This is a genomic window from Paractinoplanes ferrugineus, from assembly GCF_016862195.1.
GTDB classification, from domain to species: domain Bacteria; phylum Actinomycetota; class Actinomycetes; order Mycobacteriales; family Micromonosporaceae; genus Actinoplanes; species Actinoplanes ferrugineus.
In genome coordinates this window covers 1-25815 of sequence record NZ_BOMM01000053.1, presented here as the reverse complement: position 1 = coordinate 25815, position 25815 = coordinate 1, and the positions used below count along the sequence as shown (strand labels likewise).

Sequence of the window (25815 nt, the reverse complement as noted above, 5' to 3'; positions counted from 1 at the left end):
GCGAGATGATCGGCCGCGACGACTACCGGCACTGGAGCGAGACTGCCGGCAAGGGCGCCACCTTCCTGGCCCCGCCCGAGGTCCACTCGACCGGCCCGCTGCTGGTGCCCGCCTTCGCCGCCGCCATCGTGCTGACCCTGCTCTCCGGCTGGTCGAACGACCCCGACCTGGACCAGCCGGGCGCGCGCCCGGGCTACGGACCCAACACCCCCACGACCGAGGACGGCTGGCCCGACCCCACCCAGGCCCGGCCGGGCCTGGCGCAGCCGGGTCCGGGACAGTCGGGCCTGGAGCAGCCGGGCTGGGGGCAACCGGGTCTCGAGCAGCCGGCTCCGGGGCAGCCGGGCTTGGCACAGCCGGGTCCGGGACAGCCGGGCCTGGAGCAGCCGGGTCCGGGACAGTCGGGCTTGGCACAGCCGGGTCCAGGACAGTCGGGCTTGGGGCAGCCGGGTCCAGGGCAGCCGGGTCCGGGGCAGCCGCGCCTCGAACGGCCGGCGGGGCCGGCCGGGGTCGGGCAGCCGGGTCCGGGGCCGTCGGCCGGCTAGCCGGAGCCGGCTTGCGCGGGCGGCACGGGGCTGTCGGCTGTCGGCCGTAGCGGGCTCGCCGCGCCGCGTTGATCTTCCGCCGCCGCGTCACCTTCCCGGTGCCGCGGCGGCTGTCCTTTTCGGGTTTCGGAGCAGCGTGCGGTCCCGGGTGGCGGGGCAGCGGGCGATGTAGCGCCGGTCTTCCCGGTGTCGGGCGCACCTCCGGCCGGTTCGACGAAGCGTGCGCTCCCGGATGGCGGGGCAGCGGTCGATGTGGCGGAGACGTTCTCGGTGTCAGGCGTGCTCCCGGCGGGCCGACGCAGCGTGCGCTCCGCTCGGGCGGGGCGGCGAGCGTTCCCGGGCGGGCAGCGGTCAGCATGCCGGTGCCGGTGCCGGTGCCGGTGCCGGTGCCGGTGCCAGGCCGCGGCCGGGGCGGCGGCTGTAAGCGGGCCGGGCCGGGCCGCGGGTGGGGTGGGGTGGGGTCAGTTCGGGCTGGCGGGGCGGGCCAGGTCGGACAGGGGGACCGGGACGGCGCGGACCTTGGCGAGCAGGCCGGCTTCGCGGTTGAGCAGTTTCAGCTCGGTGCGCAGGCGGCTCGCGGTGTCGGGGGCGGCCAGCAGCAGTTGCCGCTCGTCGGTGGTCAGCTGGGCGGTCGCGGCGATCAGGTGGGACAGCACGGTCGGGTCGGTGGGGACCGCGTCGAGCACCTCGGTGTCGGGGCGCAGCAGGTCGAGGTAGGTGCGGAAGGCGGCGAGGGCGCGCGGGGCCAGCTGCTCGGCCAGCTCGTCGGGCGGGTCGTCGGGCAGCCAGTCGATCTCGGCGGTCAGGTAGGGCTCGGGGCCCCGGCGCACCTCGAGGACGGTGAACCGGCGGCGGCCGACCGTCATGATGTCGAAGCGGCCGTCGGGCAGCTCGGTGACCTGGCGCAGCTCGGCGGTGCAGCCGACCGGGTAGAGGTCGTCGGCCTTGATCGGGGCGGGCTCGGGGGCCGGGTCGTCGTCGCCGGCCGGGGCGGGGGACGGGGCCTCGACACCGCGGCGCAAGGTGACCACGCCGAACTCGTGCGGGCCGTCCTCGGGGCTGGCCACCAGCTCGCGAACCAGCGAGCGGTACCGCTCCTCGAAGATGTGCAGGGGCAGCACCAGGCCGGGGAACAGCACCGTACCCAGCGGGAATACTGGCAGCCGCACACTCACGACCTCACCCTATCGGCCGCCTCATCATGGTCAACCCCGGCTCCGGTGTCCCAACGCCTGGGCCCGCGGTGGTCGCCGTGGGGGACCGGCCGGGCGCGGCCTAGGATGGTGACGTGCTGAAACTGACTGACCTGCGTGGTTCTCGCCGGGATCCCCGGGGCATCCTGCCCCGTGCTCAGCTCGACGTCTCGGTGGCGGTCGAGCGGATCCGGCCGGTGGTCGAGGCGGTCCATCAGCGTGGCTTCGAGGCGATCAGGGAATACACCACCAAGTTCGACGGCGTCGACCTGACCCGGCTGCGCGTGCCCGAAGAGGCCATCGTGGCCGCCGGTGAGGCGCTCGAGCCGGAGATCCGGGAGGCCCTGCTCGAGTCGATCAGCCGGGCCCGCCGGGTGCACCGCGACCAGCGCCGGCAGGAGGTGACCACCCAGGTCGTCGACGGCGGCACGGTCACCGAGCGGTGGATCCCGGTGCGCCGGGTCGGGCTCTACGTCCCGGGTGGCCTGGCCGTCTATCCGTCGACCGTGGTCATGAACGTGGTGCCGGCCCAGGAGGCCGGGGTCGACGCCCTGGTGGTGGCGTCCCCGCCGCAGAAGGAGAACGGTGGGCTGCCCGACGCCCGGGTGCTCGCCGCGTGCGCGCTGCTCGGCGTCGACGAGGTCTACTCGGTCGGCGGCGCCCAGGCGGTGGCGATGCTGGGCTACGGCTCCCGCGGGCGGGCCGAGGTGGACGGTGCGGCCGGCATCGAGCACTGCGAGCCGGTCGACATGATCACCGGGCCCGGCAACATCTGGGTCACCGCGGCCAAGCGGATTCTCCAGGGCACCGTCGGCATCGACGCTGAGGCCGGGCCGACCGAGATCGCGATCCTGGCCGACGACACCGCCGACCCGAGGCACGTCGCCGCCGACCTGATCAGTCAGGCCGAGCACGACCCGCTGGCGGCGAGTGTGCTGGTCACCGACTCGGAGGCGCTCGTCGAGGCGGTCGAGGCGGTGCTGGCCCCGATGGCGGCGGCGACCAAGCACGCCGAGCGGGTGCGCACCTCGCTGACCGGTGACCAGTCCGGCGTCGTGCTGGTGGACGACCTCGAGCAGGGTCTGGCGGTCGTCGACGCGTACGCGGCGGAGCACCTGGAGATCCAGACGCGCGACGCGCGGCAGTGGGCCATGCGGGTCCGCAACGCCGGCGCGATCTTCGTCGGTGCCTGGTCGCCGGTGTCGCTCGGCGATTACGCGGCCGGCTCCAACCACGTGCTGCCGACCGCGGGCTGCGCGCGCCACTCGTCCGGCCTGTCGGTGCAGTCGTTCCTGCGGGGCATCCACGTCGTGGAATACGACGAGGCCGCGCTCAAGGACGTCGCCCGGCACGTGGTCGCGCTGGCCAACGCCGAGGATCTGCCGGCGCACGGCGAGGCTGTGAAGGCCCGGTTCGAGCGATGAACATCGAGGATCTGCCGATCCGCGACGACCTGCGGGGCCGCACGCCGTACGGCGCCCCGCAGCTCGACGTGGCGGTGCGGCTCAACACCAACGAGAACTCGTACCCGCTGCCGGACGACGTGGTCGAGGCGATCGGCAAGGCCGTGCAGGCCGAGCTGCGCGACCTCAACCGCTATCCCGACCGGGACGCGATCGCTCTGCGTACGGCCCTGGCCGACTACCTCGGGCACGGCCTGAGCGTGGCCGAGGTGTGGGCCGCCAACGGGTCGAACGAGGTGCAGCAGCAATTGCTGCAGGCGTTCGGCGGCCCCGGGCGCACCGCGCTCGGGTTCGGTCCGTCCTACTCGATGCACCCGCTGCTGGCGCTCGGCACCGGCACCGGGTGGATCGGCGCGCTGCGTGACCCGGACTTCGGCCTGGACCCCGGCAAGGCGGTCGCGGCTCTCGACGAGCACGACCCCGACCTGGTGTTCCTCTGCTCGCCGAACAATCCGACGGGCACCGCGCTCGACCCCGAGGTGATCACCGCCGTGCTGGAACGCGCGCGGGGGGTGGTCGTCGTGGACGAGGCCTACACCGAGTTCGCCCGGGCGGGAACGCCGAGCGCCCTGACGCTGGTGCCCGAGCACCCGCGTCTGATCGTCACCCGCACGATGAGCAAGGCGTTCGGGTTCGCCGGCGGCCGGCTCGGCTACCTCGCCGCGCACGCCGCGGTGGTCGACGCCGTCCAGCTGGTGCGCCTGCCGTACCACCTCAGTTCCTTGACGCAGGCGGCGGCCCGCGCCGCGGTGGCGCAACGTGACGCTCTGCTCGCGACCGTCGAGGCGATCAAGGTGCAGCGTGACCGCATCGTCAGCACGCTGCGTGAGCGTGGTTTCCGGGTGGCCGACAGCGACGCCAACTTCGTGCTGTTCGAGGTCGGCGGCGATCAGCGGGTCGCCTGGCAGAAACTGCTCGACCGGGGGGTGCTGATCCGCGACGTCGGCCTGCCCGGCTGGCTGCGCGTCACCGCCGGCACCCCCGCCGAGACCGACGCCTTCCTGGAGGCCCTGCGATGAGCCGGACCGCGCGCATCGAGCGCGTCACCAACGAGACCAAGGTGCTCGTCGAGATCGACCTCGACGGCACCGGCAAGGGCGACCTGAGCACCGGGGTCGGTTTCTACGACCACATGCTCAACCAGCTCGCCAAGCACGGCGGGTTCGACCTGACCGTGCGGACCGAGGGCGACCTGGAGATCGACGCGCACCACACGATGGAGGACACGGCCATCGCCCTGGGCGAGGCCTTCTCCCGCGCGCTGGGCGACAAGGCCGGCATCCGGCGGTACGGGTCGGCCACCATCCCGATGGACGAGGTGCTGGTCCGCGCCGCTGTCGACCTGTCCGGCCGGGCCTACGTCGTGCACGACGAGCCGGATCTGGCGCCCTACATCGGCCCGGTCTACCCGACGAGCATGACCCGGCACATCTTCGAGTCGTTCGGGATCGCCGCCAAGCTGACCCTGCACGTCACCGTGCTGCGGGCGGCCCGCGACGGCGGCCGGCCGGACGCCCACCACGTGGTGGAGACGCAGTTCAAGGCGTTCTCCCGGGCGCTGCGCGAGGCCGTCGAGATCGACCCGCGCAACGCCGGCGCCCTGCCGTCCACCAAGGGCGTGCTCTGATGGCGGTCGCGCTCTTCATCGTCGGCGGCTTCCTGGTCGGCGGCGTGGTCCAGCTCGTCCGGTCGGGCGCCACCAAGTTCAGCGTCGGCCTGGTCGGGGTGCTCGCCGCCCTGGCCCTCGCGGGTGGCGTCGCGTGGCTGCTCCCGGGGGACTCATGACATCGGTCGTCATCCTCGACTACGGCTCCGGCAACCTGCGCTCGGCCGAGCGCGCCGTCGCCCGCACCGGGGTGGACGTGCGGGTCAGCAGCGATCTCGACGCGGCCGCCGACGCCGACGGGCTCTTCGTGCCGGGGGTGGGCGCCTACGCGGCGTGCATGGCCGGCATCGAGGCGCTCGGTGCCGGGCCGGTGATCGCCGGCCGGGTCGCGGCCGGGAAACCGGTGCTCGGGGTGTGCGTCGGTATGCAGATCCTGTTCGACTCGGGGGTCGAGCACGGCGTGCGGACCAAAGGGCTGGGGCTGCTGCCGGGGGTGGTGAGCAAGCTCGACGCCGCCCGCATCCCGCACATGGGCTGGAACACCGTGGACCTGGCCGACGGGTCCGACCTGTTCGGCGGGCTGGACCCGCAGGCCCGGTTCTACTTCGTCCACTCGTACGCGGCCAAGGACCTTGATCTTCTGCACCGGGCCGGCGCCAAGGTGACCACCGCGAGCCATGACCGGCCGTTCGCGGCCGCCGTCGAGCTCGGGTCGCTGGCCGCGGCGCAGTTCCACCCGGAGAAATCGGCCGACGCCGGTTACGCGCTGCTGCGCAACTGGGTGGCTGGGCTCTAGCGGTGTCGAAGGAACGGGCGCGGCGGCGGGCGCAACGGCTCGCCGTCCTGGAGAAGGAGAAGGCCGGCCGGGCCCGCAAGGTGGCTCGCCGGCAACGCCGCCGGGAACTCGTCCGGCGGCTGACCCCGCGGGTCGGCCGGCCCGGCCGGATCTACCGGCGCAGCACCCGCGAACGCCTCGGCATCCTGCTGATCCCGCTGCTCGCGATCACCGCGGTCTGGCTGTTCGTGCCGGACGTGGCGCTGCGCATCGTGCTCACCCTCGTGCTCGTCGTTGCCCTGCCGGCCCTGGTCGTCCTCGTCCGGGGCAGGCGGGCGTGACCGCCATTTTCCGTTCTCGCTCATCCGATTGGGAGACCCCGTGACCCTGGAGTTGCTGCCCGCCGTCGACGTCGCCGACGGCCAGGCCGTCCGCCTCGTGCAGGGCGCCGCCGGTTCCGAGACCGCCTACGGCGACCCCCTCGAGGCGGCGCTGGCCTGGCAGAACGACGGGGCCGAGTGGGTGCATCTGGTCGACCTCGACGCGGCCTTCGGCCGTGGTTCCAACGCCGCGCTGCTCGCCGACGTGGTGGGCCGGCTCGACGTGCGGGTGGAGCTGTCCGGCGGCATCCGCGACGACGAGTCGCTGACCCGCGCGCTGGCCACCGGCGCGGCCCGGGTCAACATCGGCACCGCCGCCCTGGAGGACCCCGAGTGGTGCGACCGGATCTGCGGTGAGTACGGCGACCGCGTCGCGATCGGCCTCGACGTGCGCGGCCGCACCCTGTCGGCGCGTGGCTGGACCCGCGACGGCGGCGACCTGTACGAGGTGCTGGCCCGGCTCGACAAGGCGGGCGCGGCCCGGTACGTCGTCACCGACATCACCAAGGACGGCACCATGCGGGGCCCCAACCTGGACCTGCTGCGCGAGGTGTGCGCGGCCACCGACAAGCCGGTGATCGCCAGCGGCGGCGTGTCCACCCTGGACGACCTGCGCGCCCTCGCCACGCTGGAACACCTCGGGGTGGAGGGCGTAATCGCCGGGAAGGCCCTGTACGCGGGGGCGTTCACGGTGCGCGAGGCCCTCGCCGCCCTGGCCTGAGTCGCCGGGCGGCCGGTCCGTTGAGCGCCGACGACCTCCGTCTCCCGCGGTCCCAGGCGGGCTCGAGCCCGCAGCACCTGCTGGCGACCGTCCTCGGCGAGTACCTGAACTCGACCGAGGCGGGCCTGCCGTCGCCGGCGGTCATCGCGATCCTGGCCGAGTTCGGGGTGAGCGAGGCCGGCGCCCGGTCCGCGCTGTCCCGGCTGACCCGCCGGGGTCTGCTCGCGATGCGCGGCCGGGGGCGCTCGCCGGTCTACCACGTCACCGCGTCGGCCTTCGCCCACCATCGGTGGCACATGCAGCGGTTCCTGAACTTCGGGGCGCACCCGCCGCGGTGGACCGGGGACTGGGTGACGGTGTCGTACTCGATCCCGAGCGCCGGTCAGGCCACCCGGCACGCGGTCCGCAAGTCGCTGGCCGGGCTGCGCTTCGCGGGCCTGTACGACAGCGTGTGGATCCGGCCGGGGTCGGATGCCGGGCCGGTGCGGGCGGTGCTGCGGGAGCTTCTCGGGCCGGTGCCGGGGGCCCGCTGGTCGGTGATGCACGCCCGGTTCGACGAGGAGGCCGGGCCGCACGGTCCGGCCGCCGCGTACGACCTGGCCGGGCTGGCCGGGGCGTACACCGGGTTCGCCGAGCGGTTCGCGGCGCTGCGGGCCGAGGTGCGGGCCGGAACGGTGGACGCGGCGCGGGCGCTGGTCGCCCGTACCTCGGTCATGGACGCGTGGCGCCGCTTCCCGGAGGTCGATCCGGATCTGCCGGCGCACCTGCTGCCCCCGTCGTGGCCGCGCCCGCGGGCCCGGGCGACCTTCCTCGACATCCACGCCGCGCTCGGCTCGCCGGCCCGGGCGCGGCTGATCGAGGTGACCACCCCGTACTGGCCGGCGGCGGCCGACTGGATCATCTTTTTCGCTGCCTCGACCGACCCGGCGAACCCGGCGCCGGTCGGCCCGCAGCATTGACAGTTTTCGATGCGATGGTGATAGTAACTGCAAACCGGAGGCCGACGCGGGAGGACACCATGGGAAGACGGTCGACGATCGGAGCCGCCGTCGCGGCGCTGGTGGTGGCGGCGGTGGGGTGGGGCGCGGCACCGGCCCGGGCGGCGGTCGGTGGCTCGGGGCCCTACCCGGCCGACTACGAGACGTCGGCCACCCTGCCCAACCACACGATCTACCGGCCGCAGAACCTGCCGGCCGAGCGTCTGCCGATCTTCGTGTGGGGCAACGGCGGGTGCGCGGCCAATGGCACCGGGCAGATCAACTTCCTCCGGGAGATCGCGTCGCACGGCTTCCTCGCCATCGCCAGCGGAGCCCCCAACGGGTCCGGGTCGACCACGTCGCAGATGCTCACCCAGTCCATCGACTGGGCGGTCGCGGAGAACTCGCGGTCCGGCGGCAAGTACTACGGCCGGCTCGACACCGCGCACGTCGCCGTGGCCGGCTGGTCGTGCGGCGGCCTGGAGGCGTACGCCGTCTCCACCGACCCGCGGGTCACCACCACCGCCATCTTCAGCAGCGGGCTGCTCAACGACGCCGACGACTACCAGCTCAAGCGGCTCACCAAGCCGATCGCCTACTTCGTCGGCGGGCCCAGCGACATCGCCTACCCGAACGCCGTCGACGACTGGGGCAAGCTGCCGGCCGGGCTGCCCGCCTTCATGGGCAACCTCAACGTCGGCCACGGCGGCACCTACGACCAGGCGAACGGCGGCGAGTTCGGCCGGGTGGCGGTGCTCTACCTGAAGTGGCGGCTCAAGGGCGACACCACAGCGGGGACCAACTTCGTGGGCGCCGACTGCGGGCTGTGCCGCACCCAGTGGCAGGTGCGGCAGAAGAACCTGACCCTCGGCGACGGCACCCCGCCGACCACCCCGCCGGTCACCCCGTCCCCGAGCAGCCCGGCCCCGACCCCCAGCAGCCCGGCCCCCAGCAGCCCGGCCCCCAGCAGCCCGGCCCCGACTCCCAGCGACCCGGCCGGTTCCTGCTCGGCGGCCTACACCGTGTCGAACCAGTGGAACGGCGGCTTCGTCGCCGGCGTGGTCGTCACCGCCGGGAACGCCGCGATCCGCGGCTGGCGGGTCACCCTCACGCTGCCCGGCGGGGCGGCGGTCACCTCGGTGTGGAACGCCGCCGCCACCGGCACGAGCGGCACGGTGACCATGGCGAACGTGTCGTACAACGGCACGCTGGCGGCGGGCGGCAGCGCGAGCTTCGGCTTCCAGGGCACCGGGACCGGTGCCGGGGCCACGGCCACCTGCGCCGCCACCTGACGGAGCACGGCGCGGCGGCTCACCGGCCGGTCCCGGTGCCGGCGGAGCCCCGGCCGGTCCCGGTGCCGGCGGGTCCCGGTGCCGGCGGGGCCATCCGCTGCCAGGACTGCCGCAACGCCCGCTCGGCCGCCCGGACGGCCGGGCGGGCGGCGGCGGTCTCCCGCCAGGCGAGCACCACCCGGCGGCGCGGCTCGGGGACGAGCCGCACCGGCCGGACACCGGCCGGCAGCGGCGGGCGGGCCAGCCGGGGGACGACCGCCACGCCCAGCCCCGCGGCGACCAGGGTCAGCTGGGTCTCGAACTCGCTCACGTGCAGCTCCGGCCGGACGCCCGGCAGCACCCGCACCAGCCACTCCAGGCACGGATCAGCCGGCTTGGCGGCGATCCACCGCTCGTCGCCGCACTCGGCCAGCTCCACCGGGCCGGTGAGGCGGTGGCCGTCCGGCACGATCAGGTCGGCCCGGTCCCAGCCGAGTTCGGCGTGCACGACACCGGACGGGTAGCGCAGCGCCACCTCCGGCCAGTCGTCCACCACCGCCAGGTCGACGTGCCCCCGGTGCAGCGCCTCCAGCGCCTCGTGCGGGTGCGCCTCGACCAGCCCGACGGACAGCTGCGGATGCTCGGCGGCGAGCCGGTGCAACGCCCCCGGCAGCAGCGCCCGGCAGGCGGTGGCGAACGCGGACACGGTCAGCCGGCCGGTGACCGTGTCCCGGTGCGCGGCCAGGGCGGCCTCCGCCTCGTCGACGGCGGCGAGAACCCGCTCGGCGTGCCGGGCCAGCAGCCGCCCCGCCTCGGTGAGCCGCAGCCCCCGGCCGTCCTTCTCGACAAGCGCGGTGCCGGTCTCCCGCTCCAGCTTGGCGAGCTGCTGCGAGACCGCCGACGGGGTGCAGCGCAGCGCCTGCGCGGCGGCCACGACACTCCGGTTCCCGGCGACGGCGTTCAGTGCCCGCAGGCGGCCGAGGTCGATCACGTGGCCGACCCTACAAGCCCGGCGGCGCGGGGGCTCCGCCTCGCCGGGCCCGCCGGGGCGTCACTAGGCTGGGCGGATGACGGTGGCGGTGCGGGTGATCCCTTGTCTCGACGTGGACGCGGGCCGGGTGGTCAAGGGGGTCAACTTCGTCGACCTGCGCGACGCCGGTGATCCGGTCGAGCTGGCCGCCGCCTACGACGCCGCCGGGGCCGACGAGCTCACCTTCCTCGACGTGACCGCGTCCTCCGACGACCGGGGCACCATGCTCGAGGTGGTGCGGCGCACCGCCGAGAGCGTGTTCATCCCGCTCACCGTCGGCGGCGGGGTGCGTTCGCCGGAGAACGTCGACGTGCTGCTGCGGGCGGGCGCCGACAAGGTCGGGGTCAACACGGCGGCGATCAGCCGGCCGGCGCTGATCTCGGAGATCGCCGAGCGGTTCGGCAACCAGGTGCTGGTGCTCTCGCTCGACGTGCGGCGCTCGGCCGGGCAGCCGAGCGGGTGGGAGGTCACCACCCACGGCGGGCGGCGCAGTGCGGGGCTCGACGCGATCGAGTGGGCGCGCACGGTGGCTTCCCTCGGGGCCGGCGAGATCCTGCTGAACTCGATGGACGCGGACGGCACCAAGGCCGGTTTCGACATCGAGCTCATCGCGGCGGTGCGGGCCGTGGTCGACATCCCGGTGATCGCGAGCGGCGGCGCCGGGGCGGTGGAACACTTCCCGCCGGCCGTGGCCGCCGGGGCCGACGCGGTGCTCGCGGCGAGCGTCTTCCACTTCGGAGAGCTCAGCATCGGCGAGGTCAAGGACGGCCTGCGGGCGGCCGGCAACCCGGTGCGCTAACGGCCGTCGGCGAGCCGGAGCGAATATTCTCGGACGGCCGTGTGGTAGGTCTGCTCGTCGAGCACCCAGTCGGACTCGCCGGGGGTGCTCACCCGGTTGAGCTGGGTCTGCAGCGTCATCACCGCGGAGGACAGCCCGCTGAACGGGCGGGTGCGCCACAGCTGTTCACCGGCCGCGGCGACCTCGATGATGTCGTCCTCGACCAGGATCAGCCCGGCGCCGGCCAGGCGGCGCACCGACTCCTCCAGCTCGGGGCGGGTGGGCACGGCGTGGTGCAGGAAATCCGCGGCGGCGAGGACGTCGGCCAGGCTGGCCCCGGTCACCGGCAGGGCGGCGTGCATGGCCCGGTCCCGTTCCAGGCGCTCGGCGATGACCGCGGACACGAAGATCCATGCGTCGTTCCACTGCCAGCCGCCAGCCCCCATGCCGCAATGATGCCGCGAAGCGGGCCCACCGGGAAGAAAATGTGTCCGGATGATCACCGACCTGAGTCAGTCCACTGAGGCCGGCATCCGCTGCGGCGGGGCGGCCACCGTGCACCACGGCAGGAACAGGTGCACCAGCGGCCCGATGGCGAGGGCGTAGGCGATCGTGCCGACGCCCACGGTGCCGCCCATCAGAAAACCGGCACCGAGGACGAGAAGCTCGATCGACGTACGCACCAGGCGGATCGACAGCCGGGGGAACCGGCCGACGACGCCGGTCATCAGCCCGTCGCGCGGTCCCGGGCCGAAGCGGCTGCCGATGTACAGGCCGGTCGCCAGGCCGTTCAGCAGGATGCCGCCGACCAGGTAACCGATCCGCGCCGGGAGGCCGTGGCCGGCCGGGAGCACCGCGAGGGCGGCGTCGACCGCGAAGCCGACGACGAACAGGTTGGCCACTGTGCCGAAGCCGGGTCGCTGCCGCAGCGGGATCCACAGCAGCAGGACCGGGACGCCGACCAGGATGACCACCCAGCCGAAGCTGAGGCCGGTCGCCCTCGACAGACCCTGGTGGAAGACGTCCCACGGATTGAGACCCAGGCCGGACTCCACCATGAACGCCATGCTCACGCCGTACAGGACCAGCCCGGTGAAGAGCTGGGCGAGGCGGCGGGTGAGACGACGATCTCCGTTGCCAGTCAGGGTCATGAGTGCCACTCTGAAGGCCAATTGGCCCAGGCTGAAGAGCCAATTCCCGGGAGGTGGCTGTGACGAGCACGGTACGAGGCGTACAACTGGCCCGCCTCCTCGGTCAGTGGCACTCCCTGCCGGGCCGGCACCGGAGCCCCGACTACGCCGCCCTCGCCGCCGCCGTGCGCGGACTGCTCAGCGACGGCCGGCTGCCCCTCGGCGTCCGGCTGCCGGCGGAACGGGAACTGGCCGAGGCCCTCGCGATCAGCCGTACCACGGTCAGCGCCGCCTACCGCACGCTGCGCGAGAGCGGCCACCTCACCAGCCGGCGCGGGGCCGGCAGCTGGACCACCCTGCCGCAGGGCCACCGGGTGGCGTCCTCCGGGCTGTGGGCGCCGATCGCCGACAGCGACGTCATCGACCTCGGCGTCGCGGCCCTGCCCGCCCCCGACGAACTGGTCGGCGCGGCCCGCGCCGCCGCCGACGACCTGCCGCGCTACCTGGGCAGCGCCGGCTACCACCCGACCGGGCTGCTCGAACTGCGCGAGGCGGTCGCGGCCGGCTACACCGCGCGCGGGGTCGCCACCGGCGCCGAGCAGATCATCATCACCGCCGGCACCCAGCAGGCCCTCGACCTGGTGCTGCGGCTCTCGGTGCCGGCCGGCTCACCGGTCCTCGTGGAGGCGCCGACCTACCCCAACGCCCTCGCCGCCCTGTCCGCCCGGCGCGCCCGGATCAGCACCCACGGACTCGACACGGCCACCGGCTGGGACGGCGAGATGCTCCTCGGCGCGCTGCGTCAGGGGCGGCCGCGATGCGCGTACGTCATCCCGGAATTTCATAATCCGACAGGCCACCTGATGGACGCCGACCTGCGCGAGCGGCTCGTCGCCACGGCCCACTCGGCGGGCACCGAACTGATCGTCGACGAGTCGTTCGTGGACCTCCCGCTGGACGGCGGCGAGATGCCCCCACCCGTCGCGGTCTTCGACCGGCACTCCCGTGTCGTGTCCATCGGCGGCATGAGCAAGCCGTACTGGGGTGGCCTGCGGATCGGCTGGGTCCGCGCCTCCGCCCCCCTGGTGCAGCGGCTGGCCGCCATCCGGGTCGGCGTCGACATGTCCAGCCCGGTGCTCGAACAACTCGTCGGCGTGCGCCTGCTCGAGAAGTCCCAGCGCATCGTCGCCGCCCGCCGAGCCCAGCTGCGCACCCGCCGCGACACCCTGGTCGCCGCCCTGCGCGAACAGCTGCCCGAGTGGACCTTCACCATCCCGGCCGGCGGCGTCACCCTCTGGGCCGAGCTGGACGGCCCGATCTCCAGCGCCCTGGCCCGCGCCGCGGAGGACGTCGGGGTGCGCCTGGCGCCGGGCCCGCGCTTCGGCCTCGACGGCACCCTGGAACGCTTCCTGCGCCTGCCCTTCACCCTGCCCGAGGCCGACCTGGTCGAGGCCGTGACACGCATCGCCTCGGTCCGCTACGACCTCGACCGCGGAGTCCGCCCGTCCTGGCGTTCCGCCGCAGTCATCGCCTAGACGCCGCCCTTCCCGCCGCCGCTCCCGGGCTCGCCGCGTTCCCTGTCGCTTTTGGTCGTGGCGGCCCGGTCGTCCTTCGTTCTCCGGACGTGCTGCCCCGTTTCGAGAGGGCGTGGCGTTTCTGCCCGGCGGGGGTCGTGTCGAGACTCTCCGCGTTCCCTTTCCGGCAATGCGCGCAGATCGCTTGGTAGCGGCGGGCCGGGCGTCGCTTTTGCGGGAATGCGGCCGGGCCGCCCGGTGCGCGGGTGACGGGATCCGGAGGGTGGGCGCTCCCGACAGGGCCGGGCGGAACCGGGGCGAAGGGCGGCTAGCGGGTCTGTTCCAGCCACGAGGCATAGAGCTTGGCGTAGATCGAGCCCTCCTCGGCGACCAGCGAGGTGTGGGAACCGCGCTGGACGACGCGGCCGGCGTCGACGACGATCACCTCGTCGGCGGCCTGGGCGGTGGAGAGGCGGTGGGCGATGGCCACGGTGGTGCGGCCTCGGGTCACGGTGTCGAGGGCGCGTTGCAGGCGCACTTCGGTGGCCGGGTCGACGGCGCTGGTGGCTTCGTCGAGCACCAGCAGGTCGGGGTCGGCGACGTAGGCGCGTACCAGGGCGACCAGCTGCCGCTCGCCGACCGAGAGGGCTTCGCCGCGCTCGCCCACCGGGGTCTCGACGCCGGCCGGCAGGCCGTCGACCCAGTCGGCCAGGCCGAGTTCCTTGAAGGCGGCCATGAGTTCGTCGTCGGTGAGGGCGGGGGCGGCGAAGCGGACGTTCTCGGCGACGGTGGCGTCGAAGAGGAAACCGTCCTGCGGGACCATCACCACCCGGGAGCGCAGCGAGGAGAACTTCACCGCGGTCAGTGGGGTGCCGGAGAGCAGCACCTCGCCGGCGGCCGGGTCCATCAGGCGGGTCAGGAGCTTCGCGAACGTGGTCTTGCCGCTGCCGGTCTCGCCGACCACCGCGACCTTGCGGCGGGCGGCCAGTTCGAGGTCGACGTCGGCGAGGACGACGGGGCCGCCCGGGTAGCGGAACGAGACGTCGCGGAAGCGCACCGACAGCGGGCCGGCGGGCAGTTCGACGCCCTTGTCGTCGGGGTCGGCGACGTCCGGGTCGAGGTCGAGCACGTCGAGGACGCGGCGCCAGCCGGCCACCGCGTTCTGCGCCTCGTTGAGCATGTCGGTGGCGATCTGCACGGGCTGGATGAACAGGGTGACCAGGAACAGGAACGCGGTCAGCTCGCCGACGGTCAGGCCGCCGTCGACACCGATCAGGGTGCCGAGCACCACCACCGCGGCCAGCGCCAGGCCGGCGCCCAGCTCACCCGAGGAGAAGCTGGTCACGCTGGTGCGCAGGGCCCGCTGCTGGGAGACGCGCAGCCGCTCGATGGACGTGTCGAGGCGCTGCTCGGTGCGGCCGGACACGCCGTACGCCCGGATGACCATGGCCCCGACGACGCTTTCCGCGACCGCGCCGAGCATGACGCCGGTCCGCTCGCGGACCGCGCGGTAGACGCCGGCGAGGCGTTTCTGGAAGAGCCGGATGACGACGACGGACGGGCCGAAGGCGAGGAGTACGACGATGGTGAGCTGCCACGAGTAGAAGAGCATCACCAGCGTCGACACCAGCAGCTGGCCCGAGGAGAGCAGCAGCTGCACGCCGCCGAACTGCAGGAACTGCGAGATCTGGTCGACGTCGCTGGTCACCCGGGACACCATCGAGCCACGCCGCTCGGACTGCTGGTGCAGCATCGACAGATCGTGGATGTGCCGGAACGTGCGGGAACGCAGGGCGCCGAGCGCGGTCTCGGAGACGGTGAACAGGCGGCGGGTCATCAGGTAGCCGGCGATCGTGGAGATCACCAGGGCGACGAAGGTCAGCGCCACCACCCGGGTGACGACGCCCAGGTCGGGCCCGCCCGGGGCGCGGATGCCGTGGTCGATGCCCTGCTGCACGGCGATCGGCACGGCGACCCGGCCGCCCATCTGCACGAGGGCGAGGGCGATGGTGCCGGCCATGCCGGGGCGCAGCTCGGGGGAGAGCGCGAGGCCCCGGCGAACGGTGGCGAGGGTGCCGTCACTCATGCTTCTACGCGCTCCTGCTCGGCTTTCTCGTATGCGGTCACCAGGTCGGCGTAGCCGGGGTTGGCGGCCAGCAGCTCGGCGTGGGTGCCGATGGCCACCACCTTGCCCTGTTCCAGATAGACGACCAGGTCGGCGAGCGCGATCGTGGCCCGGCGGTAGGCGACCACCAGGATCGACGCGCCGGCGTCGCCGGCGCGCAGCGACCGCAGGATCGCCGCCTCCACGCGCGGGTCGACGGCGCTTGTCGCGTCGTCGAGCACGAGCAGGCGGGGCCGGCCGGCCAGGGCGCGGGCCAGGGTGATGCGCTGGCGCTGGCCGCCGGAGAGGGAGGTACCTCGTTCGCCGACGGCGGTGTCGAGGCCCGCCGGCAGCTTCTCGATGAAGCCGTCGGCCTGGGCGAGGCGCAGCGCCGACCAGGCGTCGTCGTCGCCGAGGCCGGCGCGTTCGAGGTTGACGTTGCCCCGCACGGTGTCGTCGAAGACGAACGGGACCTGCGGTACGAGGGCGGCGGTGCCGGCGAGGGCGGCCGCGGTGAGCTCGGCGGTCGGCACGCCGTCGATGCTGATGGTGCCGGCGGCCGGGTCGACCAGGCGGATCGCCAGGGCGGCGATCGTCGATTTGCCGGAGCCGGTCGGGCCGACCAGCGCGACGGTCCGGCCCGGCGGCACCTCGAAGCTGACGTCGTGCAGGACGAGCGGGCCGTCGTCGTAGCGGAAGTCGACGCCGGCGAAGGTCAGGCCGGCCGGGCCGGTGGAGGACAGCGAGCGCGTGCCGTAGGAGAGGTCTCCGGTGGCGGTCAGGACGGACTGCAGGCGGTCCCAGCCGGCGACGCTGCGGGGCAGTTCGGCGACCACCCAGCCGATCGCCCGTACCGGGAAGGCCAGCACCGTGAACAGGAACGACACCGTCACCAGCTCGCTCACGCTGATCGCCCCCTGCTGCAGACGCCACGCCCCGAGCAGCAGCACCGCCAGGGTGCCGGCGCTGGGCAGGCTGTCCATCACCGGGTCGAACAGGCCCCGCAGCCGGCCCACCGAGATCAGCGCGTCGCGCAGCTCGGTCACGAACACCGCGAACCGCTGCGACTCGTCCTCCTCGCGGCCCATGGTCTTGACCACCAGGGCGCCGTCGAAGCTCTCGTGCGCCACCGCGCTGACCTTGGCCCGCATCTGCTGCGCCTTGATCTGGCGGGGCGACATGTAGCGGGAGTAGACGACGTTGAGCCCGAACAGGGTCGGGAAGAGGGCCACCCCGACCAGGGCGAGCACCCAGTCGGTGAGGAAGAGGGCGAGCACGGCGGCCAGCACCATGACGACCGTGCCGACCGCGAACGGCAGCGGCGCGATCGGCCCCCATGCCGCCTCGACGTCGGAGTTGGCATTGGACAGCAGCGTGCCGGTGGCGTGCTTCTGGTGCCAGGCCGGCGGGAGCGAGAGGTAGCGGCGGGTCACCGCGCGGCGGTAGCGGGCCTGCAGGCGGAACTGCATGTAACCGGCGCCCAGGCGGCGGCCGAAGATGCTGGCCACCCGCACCACGCTCAGGCCCAGGAAGACGGCGGCGACCAGGACGAGCGAGCCGGTGGCGGCGCGGTGGTCGGCGAACGCGGGCACGACGACCCGCCCGATCACGGCACCCACGACGTACGAGTTGGCGATGATCAGCAACCCGAAGACGCTGCTGCCGACCACGCCGGCGGTGAACAGCCTCGGCTCGGCCCGGATCGCGTGGCCGAGCACTCGCAGCCCCCGTCCCAGCACGTCCCGGCTGGCCCTGCTGTCGCTCATTTCCTACCTGACTGGTAAGGGTTAGCCGGGGTGACCGGCCTTACCGATCCATCCTGCCGAACCGGCGCCGCCGTTTACACACGTGACCAAGTGTCTAGCATCACGTTGGTGACCGCCTTTGCCAGAAGTGAGCGCCGACAACTCGCCGACCTGCTGTTGCGTCTCGGGCCGGACGAGCCCACCCTTTGTGCCGGATGGACGACCCGCGATCTCGCGGCGCACCTGGTGGTGCGGGAGCGGCGGCCGGACTCCGCGCTCGGGATGCTGATCCCGCCGCTGCGCGGGCGCTCCGAGCGGATCCGGCTGGCCAAGGCGGCGGAGCCGTTCGACCGGGTGGTCGAGCAGGTGCGCCGGCCGCCGTGGTGGAGCCCGGTGAGCAACCCGCTGACCGACGAGCTCGCCAACGCCGGTGAGTTCTTCATCCACCACGAGGACGTGCGCCGCGCCGCCACCGGGTGGGAGCCCCGGACGCTGACCGCGGACCAGTCCGTGGTGCTCTGGCGGCAGGCGGTCTTCGCCGGGAAGATGGCGCTGCGCCGGGCCCGGCTCCCGGTCCGGGTGGTCGAGTCCGGCGGCCTCGGCGAGTTCACCGTCGGGGAGAAGCCGCAGGTCACGCTGAGTGGTCCGGCGGGGGAGCTGGCGCTGTTCCTGTCCGGCCGGCAGGCGAGCGCGCGGGTGGACGTCGACGGCCCCGACGACTCGCTGAGAAACGCCCGCCTGGGTCTCTGATCGGTCTAACCGATCACGGCGGAATTGGTCCAGATCAAAGGCCAATCCAGCCGTACGGTCGAGCGCATGAAGCTTTCCGTGGCGCAGGGGACCGCACTGAGCGTCGGGGCGGTCCTCGGCACCGGCGTGATCTCCATGCCCGCCCTCGCCGCCGCCCAGGCCGGTCCCGCCTCGCTCGTCGCCTGGCTCGCCCTGATCGTGCTGTCGGCGCCGCTGGCCTGGACGTTCGCGGCGCTCGGCGCCCGTCATCCGGACGCCGGCGGCGTCTCGACATATGCGCGCCTGGCCTTCGGGCCGAGCGCCGCCGCGGCCGTGGGCTGGTGCTTCTACTTCGCGGTGCCGCTGGGCACGCCGGCCGCGGTCGCGTTCGCCGGCGGTTACGTGGCCGGTGTCCTCGGCGGCGGTCATACCACCGAGCTCGGCACGTTCCTGGTCGTCGTGGGCGTCGTCTACGCGATGAACTGGTTCGGCCTGCGGATCTCCGGCCGGGTGCAGCTGGTGCTGACCGGCATCCTGGCCGCGCTGCTGCTGAGCACGGTGGTGGCGGCGCTGCCGCAGGCGCGACTCGCCAACCTCACCCCGTTCACTCCGCACGGCTGGGCCGGGGTGGGCGCGGCCGCGGCCGTACTCGTCTGGGGGTTCGCCGGGTGGGAGGCGGTCGCCTCGCTGTCGCCCGACTACCGCGACCCCCGCCGGGACGTGCCCCGCGCGACCGCCGTCGCGGTGGTCGTCGTCGGCGGCCTCTACCTGGCCGTCGCCGTCACCAGTGTGCTGGTGCTCGGCCCGGCGCTCGGCACCAGCACGGCACCGTTGGCCGACCTGCTCGCCGTCGGGGTCGGCGGCCCGGTCCGGTCCCTCACCGCCGTGGTCGCGGTGCTGCTCACCGTCGGCGCGGTCAACGCCTACCTGGCCGGCGCGTCCCGGCTCGGCACCGCCCTCGCCCGCGACGGCGCGCTGCCCGCCCGGGTCTTCGGCACCCGGCGCCGGTCGCTGACGTTCGTGCTGGTCGCCGGTCTCGGCTCGGCGCTGCTGCCGATCGCGCTGCACACCTCGATGCTGCTGGTCACCGGCTGCTTCACGCTCGTCTACGTGCTCGGCACCGCGGCCGCGCTGCGCCTGCTGCCGCGCGGGGCGTCCCGGGCCGGCGCGGCGGTCGCGTTCGTGGCCGTGGTCGTGCTGCTCGTGCTCACCGGGCCGCCCGCGCTGCTGTCCCTGGTCGTCGCGGCCGGCGCGATCGCCTATCGGGCGTGGCGGGCCAGCCGGTCGGCGAAGATCGCCAGGCCCTCGCCGATCAGCGCCGGGTCGGTGGCGCCGAAGCCGAACACGAAGCCGGCCTGCGAGGTGGTGTAGCAGTAGTCGGCCAGGTCCTCCACCGCCAGGCCGGCGGCGGCGCAGGCGGCGATCACGGGGGTCGCCGAGGCGCCGCCGCGCAGCTGGGCGGTCACGTGCAGGCCGGCCGCCGACGGAAGCACCGTCAGCTCCGGCAGGCCGCTCAGCGCCGCTGAGATCAGCGCGTGCCGGCGGGCGTACTCCCGGCCGGCTCTGCGCACGTGCCGGGCCAGTTGGCCGTCCTCGACGAACCGGGCGAGGGCGGCCTGCACCGGCGGCGGGCCGTACCCGTCGCCGAGCTGGCGGGCGGCCGCCACCGCGTCGCGCAGACCCGGCGGCACCAGCACGAACCCGGTACGCACCGACGGCAGCATGCTCTTGGAGAAGGTGCCCGCGTAGAGCACCCGGCCGGCGGTGTCGAGGCTGTGCAGCGGCTCGAGCGGCCGCGCCTGGAAGCGGAACTCGCTGTCGTAGTCGTCCTCGACGACGGCGACCGCCCGCCGGCGCGCCCAGTCCAGCAGCTCGCGGCGACGGGCGAGGCTCATCGCGCCGCCGAGCGGGAACTGGTGCGACGGGGTGGTGTACACGAGCCGGCAGCCCGCCGGCAGCGCGGTCACCACCAGGCCCTCGTCGTCGACCGGCACCCCGGTGACCCGGCACCCGTGCGACTCGAACAGCAGCCGGGCCGCCGGGTAGCCCGGGTCCTCCACCGCCACCATGTCGCCCGGCCGCAGCAGCACCCGGGCGATCAGGTCGAGCGCGTGCTGGGTCCCGTTGGTGATCACCAGGTCGTCCGCGGTGGCCGTCAGCGATCGCGACACACCCAGGTAGCGCGCGATCGCCGCGCGCAGCGCCGGATGCCCGGCCGGGGAGGCGTAGTGGGCCGGGCTGTGCGCGCCGAGCCGTATCTCCGCCGCCACCAGCCGGCGCCAGGTGTCGAACGGGAACAGCGCCGCGTCCGGGATGCCGGTGCGGAAGTCGTAGCGCGGCGTGGCCTGCCCGTGACTGGTCGGGCGGGGCCGCCAGGGGGCTCGCGGCCGCAGCGGATCGGCGGGCGCCCGGCGCGGTCCGGGGGCCGCGCAGACGGCGGCGACGTAGGTGCCGGAGCCCACCCGCGCCACCAGGTAGCCCTCGGCGCCGAGCCGCTCGTAGGCCGTCGTCACACTGCCCCGGGAGACCCCCAGGTCGGTGGCGAGGGCCCGGGTCGGTGGCAGCCGATGACCGGCGGGCAGGCGGCCGTCCACGATGGCGGCCCGCAGCGCCCGGTAGACGAGCACCGTCTTCTCACCGTTGCCGCCGGGTTCGAGGACCAGATCCACCGGCCCATTCTGGTACGAGGCGGACGGCGCGGGGCCAGGCCCTTGCAGGAATCGCCATCGGTAAATATGTTGCGCTAGGTGACAGGGCTGCTACCGACCGGGTTCGAGCGGTGAGTGGCCTGTGGCGCAACCGCGAGTTCAACCTCCTGTGGACCAGCCAGTCGCTGTCCGACCTCGGGGCGGCGATCGCCCAGCTCGCGGTGCCGCTGCTGGTGTTGGAGCTGACCGGCTCGGCGGTCCAGGCCGGTCTCGTCGGCACCACCGCCCTGCTGGTCCGGCTGGCCGTCCGGCTGCCCGCCGGGGTGCTCGCCGACCGGGTCGACCGCCGCCGCGCCCTGCTGCTCTGCGACGCCGTCCGGCTGCTCGCGTACGCCTGCCTCGCCGTCGCGATCGCCACCGGCCGGGCCGGGCCGGCGGTCATCATCGTGGTGGCCGTCCTCGACGCCGCCGGCAACTCCGTCTTCAGCACGGTCGAGTACGCGTCCCTGCGCAGCATCGTCCCGCCGGCCCAGCTGCCGGCCGCGGTGGCTCGTAACGAGGCCCGTGCGTACGGTGCCTCGCTCGCCGGCCCGCCGCTCGGTGGCCTGCTCTTCGGCGTCGCGCCCGCGCTGCCGTTCGTCGGCAACGCGGTGTCCTATCTCTTCTCCCTGGCCGGCCTCGCGCTGATCCGCCGCCCCCTGCAGGCGCGCCGCGACCGCGAGCCGCCCGGACACGCCGCCGCGCTCGCCGAGGGGCTGCGGTTCGTGTTCGCCAACCCGTTCCTGCGGGCGGTGCTGGCCGTCGCGGCCCCGCTGAACTTCGCGCTCAACGGTGCCGTCTTCACCATCGTCATCACGTTGCAGGCGCACGGCGTACGCCCCGGGGTGATCGGCCTGACCGAGACGATCGTGGCCGTCGGCGGCCTCGCCGGCGCGCTGGTGGCACCCGGGCTGCAGCGGTGGTTGCCGTTCCCGCGGCTGCTCCGCTCGATCTGCTGGGCGTCGGCCTGCGTGCTGACCGGCAGCGCGTGGCTGACCACCAGCGTCGTCGCCGCCGTACCGCTCGCGCTCGTCATCTTCATCGGGCCGGCCTGCAACGCGGCCCTGCTCGGCTACCAGGCCGCGATCACCCCGGACCGGCTGCAGGGGCGGGTGCTCAGCGTGATCTTCATGGCCGCGATGTCGGCGTCGGCGGTCGCGCCGCTGGTGGCCGGGCTGGTCGTGACGGCGTGGGGGAGCCCGGCCGCGATCGGCATCTTCGCGGCCGCGGTGGCGGTGTCGGCATTGACCGCGAGCCTGGCCGCGGGCATCCGTGACATGAAACCGATCGACCAGGTCAGCACCGTCTGGCCGGCTCGTCCCGACCGGTGAGGCGGCCGGTGCCGATCTCCGGCACGCCCGTTCCTGGCCGGGTCAGCGGGTGTCCGGGTCGATAGACTTGTCGGTACTAGCCCTCCGGCGGCTCTTTCAATACCCTGCGGTAACCAACTCGCAATATTCCCCCGTTCAGGTTTCGTAAGGCGGCGTAATGGCTCTCGACGTTCCCTACCGCTCGATTCCCGACATGTTCTTCAAGCGCGTGGCGGCGACACCGAACGGGCAGGCGTTCGCGACGCCCGACGCGGACGACACCGGCATGGTGTGGCACACCTGGGCCGAGGTGGGCGAGCGCGCCTCGCGCATCGCGGCCGGGTTGCGCGGGCTCGGCGTGGGCCTGGAGGACCGGGTCGCCATCCTGGCCGGCACGAGCTACGAGTGGGTCCTGGCCGACCTCGGCATCAACTGCGCCGGCGCCGCGACCACCACGGTCTACCCGACCACCGAGCCCGAGGACGCGAGCTACATCGTGGCCAACTCGGACTCCAAGGTGCTGTTCGCGGAGAACCCGAAGCAGGCCCTCAAGATCGCCGGCGCCGACACCGCCGTCACCCACGTCGTGCTGCTCGAGGGGCAGGCCGACGCGGGTGCCACCCCGGCCCAGCTCACCCTCGGCGAGCTGGAGGAGCGGGGCGCGGCCGCGCTGCGCGACGACCCGAAGCTGATCGAGCGGGTGGTGGCCGAGGTCGGGCCCGAGCACCTCGCCACCCTGATCTACACGTCCGGCACCACCGGCCGGCCCAAGGGCGTGCAGCTGCTGCACAGCGGCTGGACCTGGGAGGGCGTCGCGCAGGAGGACCTCGGCCTGTTCGAGGCGACCGACCTGCAGTACCTCTGGCTGCCGCTGTCCCACTCGTTCGGCAAGACGCTGCTCTGCGGCATCATCCACGTGGGCGTGCCGACCTATGTCGACGGCCGCGTCGACAAGCTCGTCGACATGCTCTCGGTGGTCAAGCCGACGCTGATGTGCGCGGCGCCCCGCATCTTCGAGAAGGTCTACAACAAGACCGTCACCACCGCGCTCGGCAGCGGCGGCGCCAAGGCCAAGATCTTCGGCTGGGCGGTCGGTGTCGGCAAGGAGAAGGTCGCGCTCGAGCAGGCCCACAAGCCGGTGCCGGGCGGGCTCAAGCTGAAGTTCGCGGTGGCCGAGCGCCTGGTCTTCTCGAAGCTCCAGGAGCGCCTCGGTGGCCGGCTCCGGGTCCTGGTCAGCGGTTCGGCGCCGCTCAGCCGCGACATCGCCGAGTTCTTCGCGGCCGCCAACCTCCCGATCATGGAGGGCTACGGCCTGACCGAGAGCAGCGCCGCCAACTTCGTCAACCGGGCCGGCAAGCTCAAGATCGGTACGGTCGGCCAGCCGCTCGGCGACCTCGAGTGCCGGATCGACTCGGACGGCGAGATCCTGCTGCGCGGCGCGCCGGTCATGCGGGGCTACCACAACCTGCCCAAGGACACCGCCGAGGCGTTCACCGAGGACGGCTTCCTGCGCACCGGCGACATCGGCGAGCTCGACAGCGACGGCTACCTGCGCATCACCGACCGCAAGAAGGACCTGGTCAAGACCTCGGGCGGCAAATACATCGCGCCCAGTGCGATCGAGGGCATGTTCAAGGCGGTCTGCCCGTACACGTCGCAGGCGGTCGTCGTCGGTCAGGCCCGCAACTTCGTCACGATGCTGATCTCGCTCGACGAGGACGCGATCGTGGCCTGGGCCGCCGGTGGGCCGCTGGCCGGCCGGAGCTACGCCGAGATCTGCGCCGCGCCGCAGACCACCGAGCTCGTCGAGGGTTACGTCAAGGAGCTCAACGGCAAGCTGAACAAGTGGGAGACGGTGAAGAAGTTCGCCATCCTGCCTCGCGACCTGAGCATCGAGGCCGGCGAGATCACCCCGTCCATGAAGATCAAGCGGCGGAGCGTGGAGTCCAACTTCGCGGCCGAGATCGACCGGATGTACGAGGGTTCGCTCGCCCAGATCTGACGCCGTGCCGGGGGCCTTCGCGGGCCCCCGGCATGCTCAGCGGGCGTAGAACTCGACGACCAGCTGTTCGTCGCAGAGCACCGGGATCTCCTTGCGCTCCGGCAGTCGCAGCACCGTGGTGCGCAGCTCCTCGAGCGCGGTCGACAGGTACGGCGCGGTCGGCCCGTCCAGGTGGGCGCCGGCGGCCGCGAGCTGGAACGGCGGCCGCGTCCGGCTCTTCTCCCTCACCTGTACGACCTGGCCCGGCTTGAGGCGGTAGGCGGGCCGGTCCACCTTCTGCCCGTCGACCGTGAAGTGGCCGTGCACGACGAGCTGACGCGCCTGGTAGACGGTGCGGGCCAGGCCGGACCGGACGACGACCGCGTCGAGGCGGCGTTCCAGCAGCGTGACCATGGTCTCGCCGGTCTTGCCCTCGGCCCGGTGCGCGTCCTCGTACGCCCGGCGCATCTGGGCCTCGCTGACGTTGTACTGGTGCCGCAGGCGCTGCTTCTCCAGCAGCCGCACCTGGTAGTCCGAGGCCTTGCGCCGCGACCGCCCGTGCACACCCGGCGGGAAGGGCCGCTTCTCGAAGTACTTCACGCACTTGGGGGTCAGCGGGATGCCGAGGGCACGGGAGAGTTTGGCCTTGGGCCTTGAGTTGTTCATGGAGTCTCCGGGAGTCACTTGCGCTTGCGGCGGTGGTCGGCAGCCCCGTGTCGGCAGCGTTGTCAGCAGCGGCTGCTACGGTTAGCCTCACCTTACTAAGGTCAGCCTAACCGGTGCTCGGAGGTACCACGCATGCAGCCCAGCCACGCCGAGGTCGCGAGGACTCTCGCCGCCGGGCACCTGCCCGCCGTCGCGCACATCGCCTGCCGCCCGGGCCCGCTCCCGGTCCGGCACGTGACCGACGCCCACGGCCGGGTGCTGCTGCTCTCGCCCGCCGACGGCGCGTTCACCACCGCCACCCGGCCGCCGACCGGCTCCGCCGACATCGCGATGGTCCTCGACATCACCGACGTGCCGCCGATGGCCGGCTCACCCGCGCTCGGGCGGGTCTGGGTGTCCGGCTGGGTCACCCGGCTCGAGGGCGACGAGCTGCGGCGGGCCGTCCTCGACTACGCCGACATCGACGCCACCGGTGACCTGCTCGACGTGGGTGACACCCAGGTGCTGCACCGGATGGACGTGGCCGAGGTGCGTTACGAGCGCAACGAGAAGCTCGTCGACGTCGACCCCGACGCGTTCGCCGAGGCCACCCCCGACCCGCTGCGGCAGATCGAGTTCGACCTGATCGCCGACCTGGCCGACCACCACCCGGCCGAGATGAGCGCCTACGTGCGCCGCCAGCTCGGCTCGACCTTCCAGCCCCGCGACGAACCGCGGGTGGTGCGGCTGGACCGCTACGGCTTCATGGTCCGCCTCGACGACAAACTGGCCCGGCTCGGCTTCCCCCGCCCGGTCGCCGACCGGCAGGACCTGGCCCACCTGCTGCACCCGGTACTCTGCCACCGCTGCGGTCACTGAAGCGGTTCGTCCAGGAACCGCCGCACGTCGGGGCCGATCATCGCGGCCCCGCCAGGACCTCCCCCGGCCGTCGCGCGCTTCCGGCCCCGGCCCCGCCGGGTTCACCCCGCCCCGCACCCCCGGTTGCCCCCTGGAGGGGACCGGTCCGCCAGGCGTGACGTGTGCCGGCTTTGCGATGGCGCCGGGTCGTGTCCGGCCGTCCCCGGACCTCTCGAGACGGCCTCGGAGACCCTTGCGTTCCGCGGCGGGGTGGCATCCGTGGGCCCTTCTACCTGGAAAAAGGGGCCTCCCGGCAGTCGGCGGCCCCTTTTTCAAGGACGTTGTGGTCCTCGCGGCGGAAGGTGGCTAGAGG

The 25815-nt window shown here is 73.5% G+C and carries 24 protein-coding genes; 16 read left to right on the top strand and 8 right to left on the bottom strand.

The features are described 5' to 3' along the window. Nucleotides 1-1006: 1006 nt before the first annotated feature. A complete protein-coding gene (locus Afe05nite_RS30605) occupies nt 1007-1720 on the bottom strand; it encodes an LON peptidase substrate-binding domain-containing protein (protein WP_203820729.1) in 714 nt (237 codons plus the stop codon). Nucleotides 1721-1833: 113 nt separating this feature from the next. On the opposite strand from Afe05nite_RS30605, the gene hisD reads away from it, so the two are divergent. The 9 genes from hisD to Afe05nite_RS30560 are packed head-to-tail and all read left to right on the top strand — an operon-like array spanning nt 1834 to nt 8952. Next, the gene (hisD, locus tag Afe05nite_RS30600; RefSeq protein WP_203820728.1) at nt 1834-3162 is read left to right on the top strand and encodes a histidinol dehydrogenase; all 1329 of its coding nucleotides are present in this window, start codon (nt 1834-1836) and stop codon (nt 3160-3162) included. After that, on the top strand, nt 3159-4220 hold the full coding sequence (locus Afe05nite_RS30595) for a histidinol-phosphate transaminase (protein WP_203820727.1): 1062 nt from the start codon (nt 3159-3161) through the stop codon (nt 4218-4220). Before hisD ends, Afe05nite_RS30595 begins: the two co-directional genes overlap by 4 nt. Beyond that, nucleotides 4217-4828, top strand: a complete 612-nt coding sequence (hisB, locus tag Afe05nite_RS30590) for an imidazoleglycerol-phosphate dehydratase HisB (protein WP_203820726.1) — start codon at nt 4217-4219, stop codon at nt 4826-4828. Before Afe05nite_RS30595 ends, hisB begins: the two co-directional genes overlap by 4 nt. Further along, entirely contained in the window at nt 4828-4986 is a 159-nt protein-coding gene (locus Afe05nite_RS30585; RefSeq protein ID WP_203820725.1) for a CG2302 family histidine operon protein, read from the top strand. The genes hisB and Afe05nite_RS30585 overlap by 1 nt, the downstream gene beginning before the upstream one ends. Beyond that, a complete protein-coding gene (gene hisH / locus Afe05nite_RS30580; protein ID WP_203820724.1) occupies nt 4983-5603 on the top strand; it encodes an imidazole glycerol phosphate synthase subunit HisH in 621 nt (206 codons plus the stop codon). Before Afe05nite_RS30585 ends, hisH begins: the two co-directional genes overlap by 4 nt. Before the next feature lie 2 nt (nt 5604-5605). Beyond that, nucleotides 5606-5923: a hypothetical protein gene (locus Afe05nite_RS30575; protein ID WP_203820723.1), complete on the top strand. Its 318-nt coding sequence runs from the start codon at nt 5606-5608 to the stop codon at nt 5921-5923. A gap of 40 nt (nt 5924-5963) precedes the next feature. Next, nucleotides 5964-6683: a bifunctional 1-(5-phosphoribosyl)-5-((5-phosphoribosylamino)methylideneamino)imidazole-4-carboxamide isomerase/phosphoribosylanthranilate isomerase PriA gene (gene priA, locus Afe05nite_RS30570; protein ID WP_203820722.1), complete on the top strand. Its 720-nt coding sequence runs from the start codon at nt 5964-5966 to the stop codon at nt 6681-6683. 20 nt (nt 6684-6703) lie between these two features. Beyond that, complete coding sequence (locus Afe05nite_RS30565; protein WP_203820721.1) at nt 6704-7642, top strand: PaaX family transcriptional regulator; 939 nt, start codon at nt 6704-6706, stop codon at nt 7640-7642. 59 nt (nt 7643-7701) lie between these two features. Continuing rightward, nucleotides 7702-8952 (top strand): cellulose binding domain-containing protein, encoded by a 1251-nt coding sequence (locus tag Afe05nite_RS30560; protein WP_203820720.1) that lies wholly within the window; start codon nt 7702-7704, stop codon nt 8950-8952. 19 nt (nt 8953-8971) lie between these two features. Here the strand turns inward: Afe05nite_RS30560 and Afe05nite_RS30555 are convergent, their stop codons facing one another. After that, nucleotides 8972-9922: a LysR family transcriptional regulator gene (locus Afe05nite_RS30555; protein ID WP_203820719.1), complete on the bottom strand. Its 951-nt coding sequence runs from the start codon at nt 9920-9922 to the stop codon at nt 8972-8974. Nucleotides 9923-9998: 76 nt separating this feature from the next. On the opposite strand from Afe05nite_RS30555, the gene hisF reads away from it, so the two are divergent. After that, nucleotides 9999-10760: an imidazole glycerol phosphate synthase subunit HisF gene (hisF, locus tag Afe05nite_RS30550; protein WP_203820718.1), complete on the top strand. Its 762-nt coding sequence runs from the start codon at nt 9999-10001 to the stop codon at nt 10758-10760. On the opposite strand, the gene Afe05nite_RS30545 is transcribed toward hisF, so the two are convergent. Further along, nucleotides 10757-11185 (bottom strand): hypothetical protein, encoded by a 429-nt coding sequence (locus tag Afe05nite_RS30545; RefSeq protein ID WP_203820717.1) that lies wholly within the window; start codon nt 11183-11185, stop codon nt 10757-10759. The genes hisF and Afe05nite_RS30545 overlap by 4 nt on opposite strands. A gap of 66 nt (nt 11186-11251) precedes the next feature. After that, a complete protein-coding gene (yczE, locus tag Afe05nite_RS30540; protein ID WP_203820716.1) occupies nt 11252-11890 on the bottom strand; it encodes a membrane protein YczE in 639 nt (212 codons plus the stop codon). Between the two features lie 59 nt (nt 11891-11949). Here yczE and yczR point away from each other — a divergent pair, with 59 nt between their 5' ends. After that, a complete protein-coding gene (gene yczR, locus Afe05nite_RS30535) occupies nt 11950-13404 on the top strand; it encodes a MocR-like transcription factor YczR (RefSeq protein ID WP_203820715.1) in 1455 nt (484 codons plus the stop codon). A gap of 307 nt (nt 13405-13711) precedes the next feature. Here yczR and Afe05nite_RS30530 read toward each other — a convergent pair whose 3' ends face one another. Together Afe05nite_RS30530 and Afe05nite_RS30525 are read right to left on the bottom strand one after the other, a co-directional pair. Beyond that, on the bottom strand, nt 13712-15469 hold the full coding sequence (locus Afe05nite_RS30530) for an ABC transporter ATP-binding protein (protein ID WP_203820714.1): 1758 nt from the start codon (nt 15467-15469) through the stop codon (nt 13712-13714). Continuing rightward, on the bottom strand, nt 15466-17253 hold the full coding sequence (locus Afe05nite_RS30525) for an ABC transporter ATP-binding protein (RefSeq protein ID WP_203820713.1): 1788 nt from the start codon (nt 17251-17253) through the stop codon (nt 15466-15468). Before Afe05nite_RS30525 ends, Afe05nite_RS30530 begins: the two co-directional genes overlap by 4 nt. Nucleotides 17254-17361: 108 nt before the next feature. Here Afe05nite_RS30525 and Afe05nite_RS30520 point away from each other — a divergent pair, with 108 nt between their 5' ends. Both Afe05nite_RS30520 and Afe05nite_RS30515 read left to right on the top strand, forming a co-directional pair. Continuing rightward, nucleotides 17362-17982 (top strand): TIGR03085 family metal-binding protein, encoded by a 621-nt coding sequence (locus Afe05nite_RS30520; protein WP_203820712.1) that lies wholly within the window; start codon nt 17362-17364, stop codon nt 17980-17982. Between the two features lie 66 nt (nt 17983-18048). Beyond that, the gene (locus tag Afe05nite_RS30515; RefSeq protein WP_203820711.1) at nt 18049-19332 is read left to right on the top strand and encodes an APC family permease; all 1284 of its coding nucleotides are present in this window, start codon (nt 18049-18051) and stop codon (nt 19330-19332) included. Here the strand turns inward: Afe05nite_RS30515 and pdxR are convergent. Beyond that, a complete protein-coding gene (gene pdxR / locus Afe05nite_RS30510) occupies nt 19221-20630 on the bottom strand; it encodes a MocR-like pyridoxine biosynthesis transcription factor PdxR (RefSeq protein WP_203820710.1) in 1410 nt (469 codons plus the stop codon). The two genes, Afe05nite_RS30515 and pdxR, sit on opposite strands and share 112 nt — an antisense overlap. A 110-nt stretch (nt 20631-20740) precedes the next feature. Between pdxR and Afe05nite_RS30505 the strand changes: the two genes are divergently transcribed. Then, on the top strand, nt 20741-21979 hold the full coding sequence (locus tag Afe05nite_RS30505) for an MFS transporter (protein ID WP_203820709.1): 1239 nt from the start codon (nt 20741-20743) through the stop codon (nt 21977-21979). Nucleotides 21980-22136: 157 nt separating this feature from the next. Further along, nucleotides 22137-23960 carry an AMP-dependent synthetase/ligase gene (locus Afe05nite_RS30500; RefSeq protein ID WP_203820708.1) on the top strand — a complete coding sequence of 608 codons (1824 nt, stop codon included), beginning with the start codon at nt 22137-22139 and terminating at the stop codon, nt 23958-23960. Between the two features lie 36 nt (nt 23961-23996). Here the strand turns inward: Afe05nite_RS30500 and rpsD are convergent, their stop codons facing one another. Further along, nucleotides 23997-24605, bottom strand: coding sequence for a 30S ribosomal protein S4 (rpsD, locus tag Afe05nite_RS30495; RefSeq protein WP_203820707.1), 609 nt, complete (start codon nt 24603-24605; stop codon nt 23997-23999). Nucleotides 24606-24737: 132 nt separating this feature from the next. On the opposite strand from rpsD, the gene Afe05nite_RS30490 reads away from it, so the two are divergent. Then, entirely contained in the window at nt 24738-25463 is a 726-nt protein-coding gene (locus tag Afe05nite_RS30490) for a DUF2470 domain-containing protein (protein WP_203820706.1), read from the top strand. The last annotated feature ends 352 nt before the right edge of the window (nt 25464-25815 follow it).